The sequence below is a fragment of the Apibacter adventoris genome (assembly GCF_002964965.1).
GTDB classification, from domain to species: domain Bacteria; phylum Bacteroidota; class Bacteroidia; order Flavobacteriales; family Weeksellaceae; genus Apibacter; species Apibacter adventoris.
This window is the reverse complement of the sequence record NZ_PSZN01000001.1, coordinates 82,274-102,429: the sequence shown is the minus strand read 5'-3', so window position 1 is coordinate 102,429 and position 20,156 is coordinate 82,274. Positions and strand designations below refer to the sequence as shown.

The window sequence follows — 20,156 nt, the reverse complement described above, 5'->3', positions numbered from 1 at the left end:
ATATATATTTGTATAAATTACTAAAAAAAGACATTATGATTAAAAAAATTTTAATATTAGGGCTAAGTAGTATTCTTTTAGCAGGCTCTATGATTAACTGTAATCAAAAAAAAACAGATGAAAAATTTGTTAAGATAGCAGAGCAAACCAATGCTCATTTACCTATGACCATAAGTCCAGGGATTTCTTTGGAAAAAGCTGAAGCTGTTTCGAATAAAGAATTTAAGTTTTATTATAAATTAAGTGATAAGCCCAATATCTCTGCAGAAGAATTTGTAAAAAATGCTAAACCTCGGGTTATAGAAGCATTAAAAGCAGCAAATTCACCAGATATAAAATTATTTTCTGAAAATAAAATGACTTTGGTATATATTTACAATACAAATGAGGGAAAATTTGCAGAAATAAGGTTAAGTCCGGAAGAATATGTAAAAAAATAAATTTTGTTTTTATAAAAGAGCTCTTAATAAAATTAAGAGCTCTTTTATAATCTTACCATTTAGATATTTTATTTATTCTTGTTTGGTGTCTTCCTCCATCAAATTCAGTGGAAAGAAAAGTATCAATAATTTCTTGAGCCAGTTCTTTGGCAATAAAACGAGCAGGAATGGCTACTATGTTAGAGTTATTATGTTGGCGAGTTAAACGGGCAATATCTGTTTGCCAGCATAGTGCACAACGAATACCTGCGTGTTTATTAGCAGTTATAGAAACCCCTTCACCACTGCCACAAAAAATAATTCCAAAATCAAATTCTTTATTTTCTACAGCTATAGATAATGGGTGTATATAATCAGGATAATCACAACTTTCAGAAGAATAAGTTCCGAAATCATGTATTTGATGTCCTTTTTCTGAGAGGTATTTAAAAATATAATTTTTATATTCAAATCCTGCATGGTCTGCGGCTAATGCTATTTTCATATTATTTGGGTTTAGATTTTTAATTCAAGATTTTTTATACGTTGTAAACTTTCTTTTTTTCCTAATATTTCCATTATTATTGGGATATCAGGACCTTTAAGTTCTCCTACTAACGCTAGGCGTAAAGGTTGCATAACTTTACCAAAGCCCAAACCTGATTTTTCTACATAATCATGTATATAATTATGCAGTTCTCTTTCAGAGAACGAAACGGATTGTAAGCCTGTGTATAATTGAGAAAGTATAGTAGCAGTTTCACCTTTTATAACTTTTTTATAATTTTTTTCTTCGTAAGAAGAGGGTGCAATCCAGAAAAAAGAACCGATTTTCCATATTTCCTGTATAAAATTTACTCTTTCTTTTAATAATTCTATAATACGAAGATCTTTTGTATTATAAGGCTCTATACCTTTTTCCTTTAATATTTTTTGGAAATGAGGAAGAAGCATAGAAGCATTGGATTGTACTATATATTCATGATTGAACCATTTTGCCTTTTCCGGATTAAATCGGGCTCCTGATTTATGGACTTTTTCTAAATCAAATTCCTGGACTAGTTCTTTCATAGATAAAATTTCTTTATCATTAGTCGGAGACCATCCTAGTAGAGCTAACATGTTTATAAAGGCTTCAGGTAAATACCCTTCTTCTCGATATCCGATAGAAGAAGTTCCATCATTTTCATTTATCCAGGCAAGGGGAAATACAGGGAATCCGGATTTATCTCCGTCCCGTTTACTTAATTTTCCTTTTCCTTCGGGTTTTAATATTAATGGGAGATGAGCAAATTTAGGGGCATTCCAACCAAAGGCTTCATATAATAAGACGTGAAGGGCAAGTGAGGGTAACCATTCTTCTCCGCGTATGACATGAGTAATTTCCATAGTATGGTCATCTACAATATTAGCCAAATGATAGGTAGGCATTCCATCCGTTTTTACTAATACTTTATCATCTAATGTGGAAGTATCAATTGAAAAATTACCCCGGATAATATCTGATAGAACTAGAGTGCGGTGTGGAGGTATTTTGAAACGGATTACATAAGGAACCCCAGAATTTATTTTTTGCTGTACTATTTCATTACTTAAATTTAAACTATTATTTAAATTATTTCGTATTTCAAAATTATAAGAAAATACTTTTCCTTGAGCTTCATAATCAGTGCGTAATTTTTCTAACTCTTCAGGAGTATCAAAAGCTATATAAGCATAGTCTGTTTTAAGTAAATCTGCAATATATTGTTTGTAAATATCTTTTCTTTGCGATTGTTTATAAGGAGCAAAAGGTCCACCTTTTTCAGGACTTTCATCTGGTTCTAATCCACACCATTTCAGGGCTTCATTAATATATTCTTCAGCACCTTTTACAAAACGGTTTTGGTCTGTATCTTCTATTCTTAAAATAAATTTTCCATTATTTTTTTTTGCAAAAAGATAATTATATAATGCGGTTCTTACACCGCCTATATGTAAATATCCGGTAGGACTAGGAGCAAAACGTACTCTGATTTCTGACATTTGTAATGTTTTTCTATGCAAAAATAACAAAGAAAAAGAACTTTTTCGGAAAATATTATACGATTTGTCAAGAAAAAATAATGGAAAATTTATTTTACATTATATTCTTTTAAATTATCATTTCATATAGTGAAAAAAATACTTAAAAAAAACAGATTTAAAAACTCAAAAGAAATGGAACCGCTATTTTATCTAAATAAAGCTCTGTGTGGGGTAATGGTTGTAAATGTAATTTAGGGATACTATGGAAATCTTACAATTTAGGATAAGGCATTCAGATGCAGGTTATTTGCCTACTAATTTTCACACTTTTTTTTATTTAAAAATCATGAGAAGAAAATTTCCCTAAAATTAAATAAAGTGATTTAAAGAGTGAAGATTTTTCCTATGGAAATGTATTTAAATATAGAAAAAGTTTGAAATAGATGATATGTGACATGTAATGCCTAATTATGGAATGATGAATATATATATGAATCAATAATAAATAGATAAAAAATAGAGGGTAATTACTAATTATTACCTCTATTTTTTATCATTTTAGAAAATTATTAATTGTTTTCAGGTCTTAGCTCTCTAACTACTGTTCCGGTTCTCCACATTTCACTTTCACGAAGAGCTTTTAATTCTTCGTTTAGTTTTTCACGGTAATCCGGTTTGGAGTTGGTGTCAATGGATCGTTGTGCTTCATTTCCAGAAGCAACTTCAGCATATAATTTTGCAAATACGGGTTTGGTAGCGTCATGAAAAGGCCCCATCCAATCAAGGGCTCCTCTTTGTGCAGTAGTAGAGCAGTTGGCATACATCCAGTCCATTCCTTTTTCTGCAAATAAAGGCATTAAAGATTGAGTAAGTTCTTCTACAGTTTCATTGAACGCTTCGGAAGGGGTATGACCGTTTTCGCGTAATACCTCATACTGAGCTAATAAAATTCCCTGAATAGCTCCCATTAAAGTACCTCTTTCTCCAGTAAGATCAGAATATACTTCGCGTTTAAAGTCTGTTTCAAATAAATATCCAGATCCAACCCCTATTCCTAAAGCAATTGTTCTTTCTTTAGCTTTTCCGGTAGCATCTTGGTAAATAGCATAGCTTGAGTTAATTCCCCTTCCTTCTAAAAACATACGTCTCAGGCTGGTTCCGGAACCTTTAGGGGCTACTAGAATCACATCTACATCAGAAGGAGGAACTATTCCGGTTCTATCATTAAAAGTAATTCCGAAACCATGGGAAAAATATAGAGCTTTTCCTGCAGTTAAATGCGGTTTTAACTTGGGCCAAACTTGAATTTGCGCAGCATCAGATAAAAGGTATTGAATAATAGTACCTTTGGCCGCTGCTTCTTCAATTTCAAATAAGGTTTCTCCGGGTACCCAACCGTCAGCAACAGCTTTATCCCAGGTTTTACTAGCTTTTCTTTGTCCTACAATTACATTAAATCCGTTATCACGTAAGTTTAATGCCTGTCCCGGACCTTGTACTCCATATCCGATTACGGCAATTGTTTCGTTTTTTAATATTTCTCTTGCTTTTTCTAAAGGATATTCTTCACGAGTAACAACATTTTCTGTTACTCCTCCAAAATTCATTTTTGCCATGATATTTTTTATTTAATTATTTTTAATTTTTGATTCTTTTGCTTTAAGTTCTGACAGCATATCACTCAATCGTTCAATTTTTGAAGTGTTTATTGCAATTCTACCGGAACGAATAAATTGTAATACTTGGATGGTTTTACTTAATTCTATAAAAAGAGCTTGCGTATCAGAATAGTGTCCGGTTTTTTGAATGACTACACATACTTCATTTATTTCAAGGATTTGAGCATTGTATTTTCTAATTAAATTTTCAACGGAACCTATTTTTAAAAATTCAGGTGTTGAAAGTTTGTATAAGGCAATTTCCTGATATATCAGCTCATCATCTGTATTGTAATAGGATTTTAATACATCTACACTTTTATCAATTTGCTTTACTACTTTTTCAATGGTTTCTTTATTACACTTAACAGTTATGGTAAATTTGTGAATTCCTTCTATTGCTGATGGTGATACGGATAAAGTTTCAATGTTTAGAAACCTTCGAGTAAAAACACTTGTTATTTGCCCTAAAAGTCCTACGGTATTTTCAGAGAAAATAGTTACCGTATATACGGTTTTATTGGTTGTTTTTTCCATGAATATTTTGTTGTTTCCCAAGATTTATTTCTAAAAATTGGTTTTATTAATTAATGAAATTATACTTTTTTAGATTCCCCTAATAATATATTAGTAACACAGGTTCCGGCAGGAACCATAGGGTAAACCATTCCTTGTAATTCAACCTGTACATCTAATAAATAAGGTCCTTTGTGAGTAATCATTTCTTTTATAGCCTCATCTAATTCTTCTCGCTTTTTAATTGTACGAGAGTTTATTTTGTAGGCTTTAGCAATCGCTGCAAAATCAGGATTGGTCATAATAGTTTCTGAGTATCTTTCATCGAAAAATAATTCCTGCCATTGACGAACCATACCTAAAAAATGATTATTTAAAATAATTATTTTTACGTTTATATTGTATTGCATAATGGTGCCTAGTTCTTGTAATGTCATCTGAAATCCTCCATCTCCCGAGAATAAACATACAGTTCTTTCAGGGTTACCAATTTTAGCTCCTATAGCTGCTGGTAATCCAAACCCCATAGTGCCTAACCCACCGGAAGTTATGACACTTCGGGTTTTTTTGTATTTAAAGTAACGTACACCCATCATTTGATGCTGCCCTACATCAGTTACAAGAATTCCATCATTATGTGTTGCTTCAGAAACTTTTTGTACTACTTCACCCATTTTTATTCCTCCCGAATCAGGATATACTTCATCTTTGATAACAGCTTCAAATTCTTCTTTCTGGTAATTTTTAAAACTATTCCTCCACTCTGTATGCTTATTTTCACTAACTAGTTTAGATACCTCGCATAAAGTTTTTTTAGCATCTCCTAATACCTTTACTGTAGTTTTGACATTCTTATCTATTTCAGATGGGTCTATATCAAAATGAATAATTTTAGCTTGTTTGGCATAGGTGTTTAAGTCCCCGGTTACCCGATCGTCAAAACGCATTCCTATGGCTATTAATAAATCACACTCATTAGTTTTCATATTTGGAGCTACATTTCCATGCATTCCTAAGAGGCCTACATTTAATGGATGTTCTGAAGGTAAGGCAGATAATCCTAGCATTGTAGAAGCTCCGGGTATATCTGCTTTTTCTAACAAAATTTTTAATTCTTCTTCTGCATTACCTAGTATAACCCCTTGACCTATTAATGCCAATGGCCTTTTAGATTCATTAATAAGTTTTGCAGCCTTTTGTATGTCCTCTTTATTTAGGTCAGGATTAGGTTGATAACTTCTTATAAAATTCATTTTCTGATAAGAAAATTCTAATAAGCCTTGTTGTGCATCTTTGGTTATATCTATAACTACAGGTCCTTTACGGCCTTTATTGGCTATGTAAAAAGCTCTTGCTATAATTTTAGGAATATCCTCGGCTTTTCTTACCTGATATGCCCATTTGCTAATAGGTTTAGTGATACCCACTACGTCTGCTTCCTGAAAGGCATCACTACCTAATAATCCGGAAAATACTTGTCCAGTAAGAACTACTAATGGGGTACTGTCCATCATAGCATCGGCAATACCTGTGACTGTATTGGTTGCTCCCGGACCGGAAGTTACAAGAACTACACCCGGTTTTCCGGTTACACGAGCATAACCTTGTGCTGCATGAGCAGCAGCTTGTTCATGTCTGACTAAGTAGTGATTTATTTTATCTTTATAATCGTATAAGGCATCAAATACTGGCATAATTGCTCCGCCCGGATATCCGAAAATCGTATCTACTCCTTCGGCAATTAGTGAATGAATGAGAGCCTCGCTTCCAGAAATTTTATTGTTACTCATAACGTTCTTTTTATTCTTTTTTTATTTTATTAACCTTACCGCACCTAAGTCTGCAGAGCTTACCATACTGGCATAAGCTTTTAAAGCTTTGGATATTTTTCGTTCTCTATTGGGTTTAAATGCTTTTTCGCCTTTGGATAATTCTTGTTGTCTGCGGAATTCCAGTTCTTTTTCTGATATTTTTACATTAATGGAACGATTGGGAATGTCTATTTCTATTATATCACCATCTTCTACCAATCCTATAGCTCCACCGGCAGCAGCCTCCGGTGAAACGTGACCAATAGATAATCCGGAAGTTCCTCCGGAAAATCTACCATCTGTTATCAAAGCACATTCTTTTCCCAGGTGTCTAGATTTTATGTATGAGGTAGGATAAAGCATTTCTTGCATTCCAGGTCCGCCTTTAGGACCCTCATAGGTAATAATTACTACATCTCCGGCTTGTACTTTTCCTTCTAATATACCGACACAAGCATCATCCTGAGAATGAAAAACTTTAGCAGTTCCGGTAAATTTAAATATACTTTCATCAACACCTGCGGTTTTAACTACGCAGCCGTTTAGTGCTATATTTCCTTTTAAAATTGCTAATCCTCCATCTTTGGTATATGCATGTTCTATATCTCTTATGCAGCCTTTTGTACGATCTGTATCTAATGTTGGGTATGTATTGTTTTGTGATCCCATTATTAAATTAAATTTATTACCCGGAGCAGATTTATATAAATCTACAGCTCTGTTTTCTGGATTTTCTTTATTAATTGTATATTTTTCTATGGCTTGTTCTAGGGTAATTCCTTCTATTCTAGATACTTGGGTATCAATAAGATTTCCTTTAGCTAACTCCCCTAAAATACCTAATATACCTCCGGCTCTATTTACATCTTGTATGTGATATTTGGCTGTATTAGGAGCAACTTTGCATAGACAAGGTGTTTTTCTGGATAAAGCATCAATATCATCCATAGTAAAATCAACTCCTGCTTCATTAGCTATTGCTAAAAGGTGAAGTATTGTATTCGTTGATCCGCCCATGGCTATATCTAATGTCATAGAATTTAAAAAGGCTTGTTTAGTGGCTATGTTTAAGGGTAACACAGAATCATCCCCATCTCTGTAATATTTATAAGCATTTTCTATTATAAGTTTTGCTGCATCTTTGAATAGTTTTTTTCTATGCGAATGCGTGGCTACAATAGTTCCGTTACCCGGTAAGGCAAGTCCTATAGCTTCGTTTAGGCAGTTCATGGAGTTAGCAGTAAACATGCCAGAACAAGAGCCACAGGTGGGACAAGCCATTCTTTCAATAGCGTTTACTTCCTTATCAGAGACTGTATCGTCTGCAGATTTAATCATGGCATCAATTAAATCAAGATGCTGGTTATTATATTCTCCAGCTTCCATGGGACCTCCGGATACAAAGATTGTGGGAATGTTTAAGCGCATGGTTGCCATTAACATACCGGGGGTTATTTTATCACAATTGCTGATGCATATCATAGCATCTGCTTTATGTGCATTTACCATATATTCTACACTGTCAGCGATAAGATCTCGGGATGGTAGGGAATATAACATTCCATCATGTCCCATGGCTATTCCATCATCAATGGCTATCGTATTGAATTCAGCAGCAAAACATCCATGTTTTTCTATTTCGGATTTAACGTATTGTCCTATTTCATGTAAATGTACATGTCCTGGAACAAATTGTGTAAAAGAGTTAACTATGGCAATTAAAGGTTTTCCCATTTGTTCTTCTTTCATTCCATTAGCTCTCCATAAAGCTCTTGCTCCTGCCATTCTTCTGCCTTGTGTACTACTATGGCTTCTTAGTTGGTTTTTCATTTTTATTTTTACTGTTTGCTTTTGTGAATAAAAAACCCTTTTTCTAGAATCAGAAAAAGGGATTTATGAATATATTTTTAAACTACAATAGAAAACACACTACATTCCTTTTTCTGTTTAGGAACCAATGACCAGAATGAGAGTGACAATGTAGTTGTGTAATAGCATAAGTATTTTTTTAAATCACAATTCAAAATTAAAATAGTTTTTTGTTATATCCAAATATTTTTCAGTAAATAAATTAAATATTTATGGTTTTAAAAGATGTTTTAATGATAAAAACATAAAAAAATATTTATTATTTATATTGTATTGATTAGTTTGTTTTTTTGGAATTCTGAATAAATAAGTTAAATATTTGTTCATATGTAAATAAAAAGGGAGTTATTTGCTAAAATAATGTTGAATTGGTAATGAAAAACAAATGGTCAAATGAATAAAATTGTTAGCTTTTTTATTATTTTTGATTCAACTAATATGGTATTTATTAATAAATAAATTGCTTAAAATATTTATATTATTTTTTATTTAATATATTAATAATAGATGCGTTAAAAAAAAAGACTTCTATATCATATGTAAGAAGTCTTTTTTTATTAATATAGATACTAATAAATCAACATTAAGCATTTTTGATATAATCAACGATCCAATTTCCTACTTCTGAAGTGGAATAAGCTTTTTCTTCAAAAGCAATATCTTCTGTTACGATTTTTTGTTCCATAGAAGCATTTACTGCTTTTCTAATTAAAGCTCCTTCATCTTTAAGATTGAATGCATATTCAAACATAAGTGCAGCAGATAAGATTGTAGCTAATGGATTCGCAATATTTTTACCCGCAGCTTGTGGATAAGAACCATGAATAGGTTCGAATACTGATGTGTGTATCCCAATAGAAGCAGAAGGAAGCATACCTAAAGATCCGGTAATTACAGAGGCTTCATCAGTAAGTATATCTCCAAATAGATTTTCAGTAACTAAGACGTCAAATCTTTTAGGCCATTGAATGATCTGCATAGCAGCGTTATCTACAAACATATATTCAGTTTGAATATTAGGAAATTCTTTTTCAATTTCTTGTGCAGTTTGTCTCCATAATCGTGAAGTACAAAGAACATTAGCCTTATCAACTACAGTTAATTTTTTATTTCTTTGCCCCGCTAGTTTATAGGCTAAACGTAATATTCTTTCCACTTCTTCACGAGTGTATACGCAGGTGTCATAAGCTGTATCACCATCCTCGCTTCTTCCTTGAGGGCGGCCAAAATATAACCCTCCTGTTAATTCGCGAATACACATAAAGTCTGCTCCATCAACTAATTCAGCTCGTAACGGAGATTTGTGAATTAAAGATTTAAAAGTATTAATTGGACGAAGATTAGCATAAAGGCCTAGTTCTTTTCTCATTTTTAATAAACCTTGTTCAGGTCGAACTTTGGCTGAAGGATTATTATCGTATTTGGGATCTCCGATTGCTCCGAATAAAACTGCATTTGATTTCATACATAGTTCATGAGTTTCTTTAGGGTATGGTGATCCGGTTTTATCTATAGCAGTAGCTCCCACTAAAGCTTCTTTATATGTAAGCTCATGATTAAATTTAGTACATATAGTTTTTGTTACTTCTAAAGCTTGAGCTACAATTTCTGGACCTATTCCATCACCGGGTAATACAGCAATATTTAATTTCATTTTTTTTAATATTAATTTAATTTATATATTCTTTTTTCTCAAGAAAGTAAACACCTTCTCCTTTATCACCATTTTCCAAATCAGTTATTTGTATGCGAAAGATATCATAGAGCAGGGGATTTTTTTTGGTAGGTAGTCCTACGGATATTAAATAAGCTCCGCTTGTTTCTTGTCTATCAAAATATTCTATAACTTCTTGTTTATATTGAAGAGGTACTTCTTCGTCATTTATGGTAATTTTTATATCTATTTTATTGGGAGGGGGAGAAAGATTCATATGTGGAGTTTTATTTTTTTGATAAGTAAATGCTTTTGTTAAGCTCATAGGTCGACAAAATATAGTATATCCTTGCCCCCCTCCTTGGACATGGAATACATTAATACCGTATACTTCCATACGATGATATTTCATATTGAAGATAGTGTCTTTATCGGCAATAAAATTCCATGCCCAAAATTCTAAACGTTGATCTTTTTCCGGAAGTATAGAACCTGCGTTAGGATATTCACTCATATTAATTGCTCCCATGGAATAATAACGTCCTTTCTTTATTTTAGTTTTATAATATCCGTTTTTATCTGTTAAAGTCTCTTTTATGACCTCAAATTTTGTGTTTTGCCAAAAAATAGATACACTGTCTAATGGATTATTGTCATAGTCATTAACATAACCCTGTATAGTGACTGAATCATTATCTACTTGTGATTTTAATGGAAAGCATATTATAAATAAAATACTAATTATAAATAATTTATTTTTCATTTAATATATATATATTTATTACATACTTTCTATTAAATTCAACATTTTTTCAGTGGCTTTTATAGCTGCTTCTATCTGATCAGCATCTAATCCACGGGTTTTAAATTCATTTTCATGAAATTTCCAGGAAATTACAGTTTGAACTAATGCATCGGTTTGTCCCCCTAGAGGAATGATCACTCTATAATTAGTTAAAATCGGTTTAGTTTTATTAAGTTTATCATATATTAGGCTGATTGCCTGAAAAAAAGCATCATATTGTCCATCTCCTGAAGCTGTTTGTTCAAAAATTTTTTTGTCTATTTCCATCCTTAATGAGGCCGTAGGATGAAGCCCTTTACTTAAAACCAAAGCATAGGATAGTATTTTTACTTTTTTTTCATTTTCGTTAGAATTTAATACATCGGAAATAATAAAAGGTAAATCTTCTTGAGTAATAATTTCTTTTCTGTCTCCCAATTCTATGACCCTATTGGTAACTTTGATCATGTCTTTTTCGTCTAACTCAATTCCTAATGCTTCTATATTCTTTTTAATATTGGCTTTTCCTGATAATTTTCCCAAGGCATATTCTCTTATGCGGCCAAATCTGTCGGGATGAAGATCATTATAATAAAGATTATTTTTATTATCTCCATCTGCATGAATTCCTGCAGTTTGGGTAAAAACATTTTCTCCTATAACGGGTTGATTAGAAGATATAGTTTGTCCGGAATAAGTTTCCACTACTCTGCTGACTTTATTAAGCATTTTTTCATTTATAGTGGTTTTGATTTTCATTTGATCATGAAGAACAGCAATAACACTGGGTAGGGGAGCATTTCCTGCTCTTTCTCCCAAACCATTCATTGTAACATGAATTCCCTGAATTCCAGCTTCTACTGCAGACATTACATTAGCTACAGCCAAATCATAGTCGTTGTGAGCATGAAAATCAAAATGATTTTTAGGGTATCGGGTTAATATTTGTGTGCAAAATTCTTTAGTATTATTTGGGTTTAATATTCCTAAGGTATCGGGTAGCATGAAACGTTTTATAGGTAAGTCTTTAAGATTGTCTAACATGTAATATACATAATCGGGAGAATTAAGCATTCCGTTTGACCAATCTTCTAAATACATGTTTACAGAAATTCCTTTGGATTGCGCAAGAAATATATCATATTTAATGTCTTTTAAATGTTGTTCCGGTGTTTTTCGTAATTGTAATGTAACGTGTTTTAAAGATCCTTTTGTAAGTAAATTTATAGTTTTGCAGCCGGTATTTTCAATCCAGTTTAAAGATATTCCTTTATCTACAAAACCGAGTATTTCTAATTTATCTAGGTGTCCTGCTACTTTTGCCCATTCTGCAATCTTTTTGATTGTTAGAAATTCTCCTTCAGAAACTTTAGCTGAGGCAATTTCCAATCTATTTACCCCCATGTCTATAAGGAGACGGGTTACACTAAGTTTTTCCTGCGTTGAAAACGAAACCCCTGAAGTTTGTTCTCCATCGCGCAGGGTGGTATCCATAATTTCTAACATAATTATAGTTTAAGTTTAATTTAATTTTTATTAATGTAGTATTAATAAATTATTAATATTGAAAAATGCGATTTTTTTCATATTCTTCAATTTTATCTTTTTTAGATAATAGGTAATCTATGTCATCTAAACCATTTAAAAGACATTCTTTTTTATATGAATTAATTTCGAAACTTTCTGAATTTCCTGTTGCATTATTGGTAATGGTTTGTTTTTCCAGATTAATTGTAATAGTATTTTCAGGATTGGTATGTATACATTCAAAAAGTTCTGACAAAAAATTGGGAGTTACTACTACGGGAAGAAGTCCGTTATTTAGAGAATTATTTTTAAAAATATCTGCAAAATAGCTGGAAACTACAGCTCGAAATCCATATCCAGCTACTGCCCAGGCAGCATGTTCACGACTGGAACCACTTCCAAAATTTTTTCCGGCTACTAAAATAGTACCTTTATAAGTTGAATTGTTTAACACAAAGTCCGGTTTAGGATTTCCTTCTTTATCATATCTCCAATCCGCAAAAAGATTATTTCCAAATCCTTCTTTATCTGTAGCTTTTAGAAAACGTGCAGGTATTATTTGATCTGTATCTACGTTTTCTATAGGGAGAGGAATACAAGTTGATGTTATGGTTTGAAATTTTTCCATGTTTAATTTTTTTCTTGATTAATTAAGTTTTCTTGGGTCAGTAATTTTACCGGTGATAGCCGCTGCAGCAGCAACTAAAGGGCTGGCCAATATAGTTCTGGCACCAGGCCCTTGTCTTCCTTCAAAATTTCTATTAGTTGTGGAAACAGCATATTTTCCGGTAGGAACTTTATCATCATTCATGGCTAGGCAAGCAGAACATCCGGGTTGGCGAACTTCGAAACCGGCATCTTCCAATATTTTATAAAGTCCTTCATCTCGGAGTTGCTGTTCTACGCGATGACTTCCAGGAACTAACCAAACCGTAACATTATTTGCTTTTTTCTTTCCTTTTACAAAATTAGCAAAGGTTCTAAAATCTTCTATTCTACCATTGGTACAGCTTCCTAAGAAGACATAATCTATTGGTTTACCTTCCATTTTTTCTCCCGGATTAAATCCCATATATTCTAATGATTTTTTAAATGAAATTTTTCCGGTTTCATCTAATCCTTCCAGGGTAGGTATAGTTCCGGTTATGAAAACTCCCATTCCTGGATTAGTTCCGTAGGTAACCATAGGTTCTATTTTTGAAGCATCAAAAATATATTCTTTATCAAATTTTGCTCCTTCATCGGTTTTAAGGGTTTTCCAATACTCTACTGCCTTATCCCATTTTTCGCCTTTAGGAGAAAAATCTTTTCCTTTAAGATATTCAAAAGTAGCTTCATCAGGTGCAATTAATCCACCACGGGCTCCCATTTCTATACTTAAGTTGCAAAGAGTCATCCTTTGTTCCATGTTTAAATTACGGATAGCTTCTCCTGCATATTCTACAAAGTATCCGGTAGCTCCTCCTGTAGTCAATTGCGAAATCATGAATAAAGCTAAGTCTTTGGCTGTAACTCCGTTACTTAATTTACCATTAAAAGTAATTCTCATCGTTTTAGGTCTACTTTGAAGGATACATTGGGTCGCTAGAACCATTTCTACTTCACTGGTTCCTATTCCAAAGGCAATAGCTCCAAATGCACCATGGGTAGAAGTGTGACTATCACCACAAACAATGGTCATTCCGGGTTGAGTATATCCGTTTTCTGGTCCAATAATATGTACAACACCATTTCTTTTATTTCCAAGAGCATAAAGTGTAAGTCCAAATTCTTCTGCATTTTTAGATAATGTGTCTAATTGTTTTCTAGATATAGGATCTTTTACTGGTTGGTCTTGATTGCAGGTTGGAGTATTATGATCTGCCGTTAAGGTTGTCTGGTTGGGTCTAAATACTTTTAACTTTCTTTCTCTAAGTCCATTAAAAGCTTGAGGACTAGTAACCTCATGGCAGAAATGCCTATCTATATACAATTGGGTAGGACCATTTTGTATTGCCGTTACTGTATGGGCATCCCAAATTTTATCAAATAATGTTTTCATATTCTGTATCGGTTTGTATAAATTATGTTTTTATTTTGTTATTAACTGGTATTTTTATACTGGAAATTTGTTCATTGCATCAATAAATGACTCAACAGAGGCTACGACTATGTCTGTATTTGCAGAAAATCCGTAGTAATTTATTCCTTTATATTCGACTTGCATATGTACTTTTCCGAAATCATCACTACCTTTATTGATTGCTTGAATTAAAAATTCTTGAATATTTATTTGTCTTTTTACTATTTCTCTTACAGCTTTGATGGCAGCATCTACAGGGCCATTTCCGAATGAAGTGGCTGTGAACTTTTCTCCGGAAATATCTAAAGTTACTACTGCTACACATTTTATTCCAATGCCTGAGTTAACTTGTAGATAATCAAGTTTAATACGGTTGGATTTTCCTACTTCTTTACCTGCTAAAATTAATAAATCATCATTATTAATATCTTTTTTGGTGTCTGCCAACACTAGGAATTTCTCATAAATTTCTGATAATTTATCAGCATTTACTTTAATTCCTAGTAGGTCTAATCTGCTTTTTAAGGCATGTCTACCACTACGAGCTGTGAGAACGATAGAATTATCGTTGATTCCAACTTCTTTCGGGTCTATAATTTCGTAGGTGGAAAGATTTTTTAAAACGCCGTCTTGATGAATTCCGGAAGAGTGTGCAAATGCATTTCTACCTACTATCGCTTTATTGGGTTGTATGGGCATGTTCATTAAATTAGAAACCATTTTACTTAATGGATATATTTTTTGCGTATTTATATTGGTCTCTATGTTTAATTCTTTGTGGCTTTTTATTGCCATTACAACTTCTTCTAATGAAGTATTACCGGCTCTTTCTCCAATACCATTTATAGTTACTTCTACTTGACGGGCCCCATTTATTACACCCATAAGTGAATTAGCTGTTGCCATTCCTAAATCTTGATGGCAATGTGTAGAAAGAATAGCATTTTTCATGTCTACATGATCTATTAAATATTTGATTTTTTCTGCATATTCAGTAGGTAAGCAATACCCTGTAGTGTCCGGTATATTAACTACGGTAGCGCCGGCATTGACCACAGCCTGAACTACTTTTGCTAAATATTCATTGTCTGTTCTTCCGGCATCTTCTGCATAAAATTCAACATCTTCCACAAACTTTTTAGCATAAGTGGTTGCATCAACAGCACGTTTTATAATTTCATCCTGAGTGGAATTAAATTTATATTTAATATGGAAATCAGAAGTCCCAATTCCTGTATGTATTCTTTTTTTCTTTGCATGTTTCAAAGCTTCTGCTGCAATTTCAATATCCTTTTCTACAGCTCTTGTCAATGCACATATGGTTGGCCATGTAACAGCTTTTGATATTTCTACCACAGAATTAAAATCACCCGGACTTGAAACCGGAAATCCGGCTTCAATAACATCTACACCCAGTTCCTCCAATGCTTTGGCTATCTCTATTTTTTCAATTGTATTTAATTGACATCCTGGTACTTGCTCTCCATCTCTTAAAGTAGTATCAAAAATAAATAATTTCTCCATTTTATGATTCATTTTTTTAATATTAAAACAAAAAAGCCTTCTCAGTTAAGTGAGAAAGGCTTTTTTATATTTTGGATCATTTATAACATAAGCATTTACTCACTCTGAGATTGTCCCAGAATCAGAATAATGCTGATAATGTTAGTAAATAATGACATTGGCTATTGTATTGGTTTGTTTTTTTATTTCGATTGCTAAATTATGACATTTTTTATAAAAAACAAATAAAAAATAATAAAAATGTTTTGCCTTATCAATTTTTATAAGTACAAAAGCTGTGATTTATTGATTAAATGATATAATTTTATTTAATATAAAAATTATATAATAAAAATAGTTTTTATATTTCATGTTTTTTTAAAGATTATTCAAAAATATATTTTTATAGTATGATAAAGTTTAAAAAATCATTCATAAGATATGTATAATTTAAAAAATTCTAAGAAATGTATTATTTTATATTTGTTTTGTTAGAGAATTTGTAATTAATATATATTGGGGTAATGATTAATTAATGTTTTGTAATTTATTTTGTTATAAATAATTTAAACTATATTGTATACTTTTATTTATCGGATTACCATTAGGAGCAAGTTGGTCTCCTACACATTTTATATATACAATGCCAATAAAACATTATCAATAAAGCAATTTTTTGATTTAGGGAAAAAATTTTGTTACTGTTTTGATAGGGTAATTACTTTATTTATAATACTTGGTATTTCATCCTTATAATGTGTTACATATATTAATGCTTTATTTGCGGTGCAGAATTTTTCTATTAATTTTTTTATTTGTTGTTTATTTTCCATATCAAGACCATGTAAAGGTTCATCTAAAATAATTAAAGAAGGATCTTTTACAAATACTCTGGCTAAAAGAACCAACCGTTGTTCGCCCGTAGATATTGATAGGAAAGAAGTATTTTTCAGATTTTCTATTCCAAATATCTTCATCCATTTTAAGGCAGTGATTTTTTGATTTTCCTTGCATTTTTTATAAAGTCCAATGGTATCGAAGAATCCTGATCCAACCACATCAAGACAATTTACATTTTTATGATAATATAAATGCATTTCAGGAGATATATATCCTATGTGTTTTTTTATATCCCATATGCTTTCTCCGGTTCCTCTTTTTCGATCAAACAATGTAATATCATTAGCATAGGCTTGCGGATTGTCTGCAGCAATTAAACTTAAAAGGGTTGATTTTCCTGAGCCATTTGGACCCAGCAATGCCCATTTTTCGCCTTTCTTCACCTTCCAGGATAAATTTTTGAGAATTGTACGTGTTCCATAACATATAGTAATATCTTTTAAAAGTAAAGCATATTTAAAATCATTTTTTTCATTTTTATTAGATAGATGAGGAAGAAGAGATTCATTAATTTTAGATTGAAATAGACTTTTGTGTAAATTATAATTTAATAAAAAATCAGATTTTAAAGAATAGGGGAGTAATTTTTTGTTTTTTATGGGAAGTATATGGGTAATTATTGGTGGAATATCGTGAATATCTGAGGCAATAATGATAATTTGTAAATTATCTATCTTAGCTAAGTCTGTAAGTACTTTTTGTAAAATTTTTCTTGAACTTTTATCTAATCCTATAAATGGATTATCCAAAATTAAAATTCTGGGTTTAGTAGATAAAGAGCGGACTATTAAAAATTTACGTAATTCTCCACTAGAAAGTAAATTAATTTTTTTTTCAAGTAAATCAGTTATCTTAAATATTGAAATTAAATAATTTATCCATTCTTGATTCCTTTCTTTAAAAAGAATATTTTTTACAATAGGTATATCTTCTTCCAGCCCAATATTCCATCGTTGTTGGTAATATCCGTTTTGGAAATCAGTTAAAGAATATATATCACGAAAAGCTACAAATTTTATAAAATCTTTTATAGGTTTTTGCAAATCATTTTCATCCAAACAAATTATCACGCCATCTTTTAATGCATGTTTTCCTATAAGAATGTCTATAAGTAGTGATTTTCCTGAACCATTAGGTCCTATAATTGCCCAATGTTCATTTTTATTAATTGTCCAATTTATAGGATGTTGAAATTGGAAATAATCCATTCTCGGTATTACATTTTCTATTTTAATGATTTTTTTATTCATAGATAAATTTTTAAGGGAAAAATTATATATCGGATTAACATGAATTAATATTTGAACAGTATTCTTTACAAATGTACTAAGCATATTTAAATAAGTATATTTAAAAAAGTATAAAACTAATTCTTAGGTTTATATTAAGAATGAAAAGTATTACCTTTGTTAATTATGAGTTTTTTAGAAAAATATCAAAATATAATTAGTCAATCTATTAATAATTTTATCCCTGATGGAGAGCCTTCTGAGTTGTATGAACCTATGAAATATATCTTACATTTAGGTGGAAAACGACTAAGACCTGTAATATTATTAATGGCATATAATTTATTTAGAGAAGATATAGAAAAAGCAATAAAACCTGCATTAGGAATTGAATTTTTTCATAATTTTTCTTTGATACACGATGATATTATGGATCAGGCTCCATTAAGAAGAAATAAAAAAACTGTTCATGTAAAATATAATGAAAATACAGCAATTTTATCTGGAGATGCTTTATTTGTTAAATCTTTTCAAATGCTTGAAGATTTGGAGCCTAGCTTATTTAAACCTTGTTTTGAATTATTCTCAAAAACAGCTTTAGAAGTTTGTGAAGGTCAACAATATGATATGAATTTTGAAACTCGGAAGGAAATTTCCTTCGAAGAATATATTCATATGATTACAGGTAAAACAGCTGTTTTATGTGCTTGTGCAATTAAAATGGGAGCAATTATTGCTAAAACGGATAAAGAAAATTCAGATAATTTATATGAATTTGGGAAATATTTAGGAATAGCTTTTCAATTAATGGATGATTATTTAGACGTTTTTGGAAATGAAAGAATGGTAGGTAAAAAACATGCAGGAGATATTTATGAAAATAAAAAAACCATTTTGTTTTTTTTAGCTTTAAAAAGAGGAGATGAAAAACAAATAGAAAAACTAAATTATTGGTTTTCTATAAAAGATGATAGTGATACTAAAGTAAATGAGGTAATAAATATATTTAAAGAACTAGAGGTAGATAAGATGTGTTTAGAATTAGTGGATAGCTATACAAATCAAGCTAAGGAATATTTAAATAAAGTAAAAGTATCCTCAGAAAAAAAACAGTCTTTTTTTGAGTTAATAGATTATTTATTATTAAGAGAAAGTTAAATAAAATAATGGTATTTAGAACAGAATTATTTTATAAACCTAATTCTATTAAATTAGATTATTCTAGTAATGTATTTACAATAGGTTCTTGTTTTGTGACAGAAATAGCAGAAAAGTTATCCCGTTACAAATTTTCTGTATTACATAATCCTTTTGGTATATTATTTCATCCCTTAGCTATTGAGAATGCATTAATGCGAATATACTCAAATGAAGAATACCAACCGGCAGAAATTTATAAACATGAAGAACTTTATTTGAGTTGGGATCATCATTCATCATTTAATAATGTATCATCAGAAAAAATTCTTAGTCAGATTAACAAGAATATTCAAAAAGCTAATCATTTTTTGCAAAATACCGATCTTGTAATAATCACCTTAGGAACTTCCTATGTTTATAAATTAAAACAATTTGATTTAGTTGTAGCAAATTGTCATAAAATACCTAATTCACAATTTTCAAAAATACTATTGGCCGAACATCAAATTAAAACTTCTCTCAAAAATATTATAGAGATGTTAAAAGACCTAGGAAAAAAAGGAATGAAAATTATTTTTACCCTTAGTCCTGTTCGACATATTAGTGATGGAATAATTGAAAATAATCTAAGTAAATCTCGTTTACTTTGTGCAATTCATTCAGTAGTTGAAACTTATGAAAATTGTGAATATTTTCCATCTTATGAGTTTTTATTAGATGATCTTAGAGATTATAGGTTCTATAAAGAAGATTTAATTCATCCCAATAAATTTGCTATAGAATATATATGGAACAAATTTAAAGAAGCATATATTTCAGAAGAAGTTTTGCCTTTAATGAAAAAAGTAGAAAAAATTATTCAGGCATTGAAACATAAACCTTTTAATCCACATACCATTGCATATAAAAAATTTTTATACAGTATTTTAAAAGATATACAGGAAGTAGAAGAATTATTACCACAAACATCTTTTAGGCAAGAAATATTGGAGTTGAAAAAAAGGATGCAGGATTCTTATTAAGTGAACTATTGGTATTTTTCGTTATATATAAAATTTCAACAATACTTTATAAGTA

16 protein-coding genes are annotated in these 20,156 nt (G+C 31.1%); 3 read left to right on the top strand and 13 right to left on the bottom strand.

Annotated features, from left to right (window positions below; genetic code table 11):
* Positions 1 to 35 precede the first annotated feature (35 nt).
* A complete protein-coding gene (locus C4S76_RS00465) occupies positions 36 to 440 on the top strand; it encodes a hypothetical protein (protein ID WP_105191580.1) in 405 nt (134 codons plus the stop codon).
* Between the two features lie 52 nt (positions 441 to 492).
* Here C4S76_RS00465 and rpiB read toward each other — a convergent pair whose 3' ends face one another.
* The 13 genes from rpiB to C4S76_RS00400 form a co-directional block, all read right to left on the bottom strand.
* Complete coding sequence (rpiB, locus tag C4S76_RS00460; protein ID WP_105191579.1) at positions 493 to 924, bottom strand: ribose 5-phosphate isomerase B; 432 nt, start codon at positions 922 to 924, stop codon at positions 493 to 495.
* Positions 925 to 935: 11 nt separating this feature from the next.
* Positions 936 to 2,444, bottom strand: coding sequence for a glutamate--tRNA ligase (gltX, locus tag C4S76_RS00455; protein WP_105191578.1), 1,509 nt, complete (start codon positions 2,442 to 2,444; stop codon positions 936 to 938).
* A gap of 551 nt (positions 2,445 to 2,995) precedes the next feature.
* On the bottom strand, positions 2,996 to 4,042 hold the full coding sequence (gene ilvC / locus C4S76_RS00450; RefSeq protein WP_105191577.1) for a ketol-acid reductoisomerase: 1,047 nt from the start codon (positions 4,040 to 4,042) through the stop codon (positions 2,996 to 2,998).
* 12 nt (positions 4,043 to 4,054) lie between these two features.
* Positions 4,055 to 4,621: an acetolactate synthase small subunit gene (gene ilvN / locus C4S76_RS00445; protein WP_105191575.1), complete on the bottom strand. Its 567-nt coding sequence runs from the start codon at positions 4,619 to 4,621 to the stop codon at positions 4,055 to 4,057.
* Between the two features lie 59 nt (positions 4,622 to 4,680).
* Positions 4,681 to 6,390: a biosynthetic-type acetolactate synthase large subunit gene (gene ilvB / locus C4S76_RS00440; protein WP_105191573.1), complete on the bottom strand. Its 1,710-nt coding sequence runs from the start codon at positions 6,388 to 6,390 to the stop codon at positions 4,681 to 4,683.
* A gap of 21 nt (positions 6,391 to 6,411) precedes the next feature.
* Positions 6,412 to 8,241: a dihydroxy-acid dehydratase gene (gene ilvD, locus C4S76_RS00435; RefSeq protein ID WP_105191571.1), complete on the bottom strand. Its 1,830-nt coding sequence runs from the start codon at positions 8,239 to 8,241 to the stop codon at positions 6,412 to 6,414.
* 622 nt (positions 8,242 to 8,863) lie between these two features.
* Positions 8,864 to 9,934, bottom strand: coding sequence for a 3-isopropylmalate dehydrogenase (gene leuB / locus C4S76_RS00430; RefSeq protein WP_105191569.1), 1,071 nt, complete (start codon positions 9,932 to 9,934; stop codon positions 8,864 to 8,866).
* Between the two features lie 16 nt (positions 9,935 to 9,950).
* Positions 9,951 to 10,697: a peptidase associated/transthyretin-like domain-containing protein gene (locus C4S76_RS00425; RefSeq protein WP_221404961.1), complete on the bottom strand. Its 747-nt coding sequence runs from the start codon at positions 10,695 to 10,697 to the stop codon at positions 9,951 to 9,953.
* 18 nt (positions 10,698 to 10,715) lie between these two features.
* Positions 10,716 to 12,224: an alpha-isopropylmalate synthase regulatory domain-containing protein gene (locus C4S76_RS00420; protein ID WP_105191567.1), complete on the bottom strand. Its 1,509-nt coding sequence runs from the start codon at positions 12,222 to 12,224 to the stop codon at positions 10,716 to 10,718.
* A 52-nt stretch (positions 12,225 to 12,276) separates the two neighbouring features.
* Positions 12,277 to 12,873: a 3-isopropylmalate dehydratase small subunit gene (gene leuD / locus C4S76_RS00415; RefSeq protein WP_105191565.1), complete on the bottom strand. Its 597-nt coding sequence runs from the start codon at positions 12,871 to 12,873 to the stop codon at positions 12,277 to 12,279.
* Positions 12,874 to 12,891: 18 nt separating this feature from the next.
* Positions 12,892 to 14,286: a 3-isopropylmalate dehydratase large subunit gene (gene leuC / locus C4S76_RS00410; protein WP_105191563.1), complete on the bottom strand. Its 1,395-nt coding sequence runs from the start codon at positions 14,284 to 14,286 to the stop codon at positions 12,892 to 12,894.
* A gap of 54 nt (positions 14,287 to 14,340) precedes the next feature.
* A complete protein-coding gene (locus tag C4S76_RS00405) occupies positions 14,341 to 15,831 on the bottom strand; it encodes a 2-isopropylmalate synthase (protein WP_105191731.1) in 1,491 nt (496 codons plus the stop codon).
* A gap of 677 nt (positions 15,832 to 16,508) precedes the next feature.
* Positions 16,509 to 17,960: an ATP-binding cassette domain-containing protein gene (locus tag C4S76_RS00400; RefSeq protein WP_105191729.1), complete on the bottom strand. Its 1,452-nt coding sequence runs from the start codon at positions 17,958 to 17,960 to the stop codon at positions 16,509 to 16,511.
* A gap of 165 nt (positions 17,961 to 18,125) precedes the next feature.
* On the opposite strand from C4S76_RS00400, the gene C4S76_RS00395 reads away from it, so the two are divergent.
* Positions 18,126 to 19,097 carry a polyprenyl synthetase family protein gene (locus C4S76_RS00395; RefSeq protein WP_105191561.1) on the top strand — a complete coding sequence of 324 codons (972 nt, stop codon included), beginning with the start codon at positions 18,126 to 18,128 and terminating at the stop codon, positions 19,095 to 19,097.
* 8 nt (positions 19,098 to 19,105) lie between these two features.
* Entirely contained in the window at positions 19,106 to 20,101 is a 996-nt protein-coding gene (locus C4S76_RS00390; RefSeq protein ID WP_105191559.1) for a GSCFA domain-containing protein, read from the top strand.
* The last annotated feature ends 55 nt before the right edge of the window (positions 20,102 to 20,156 follow it).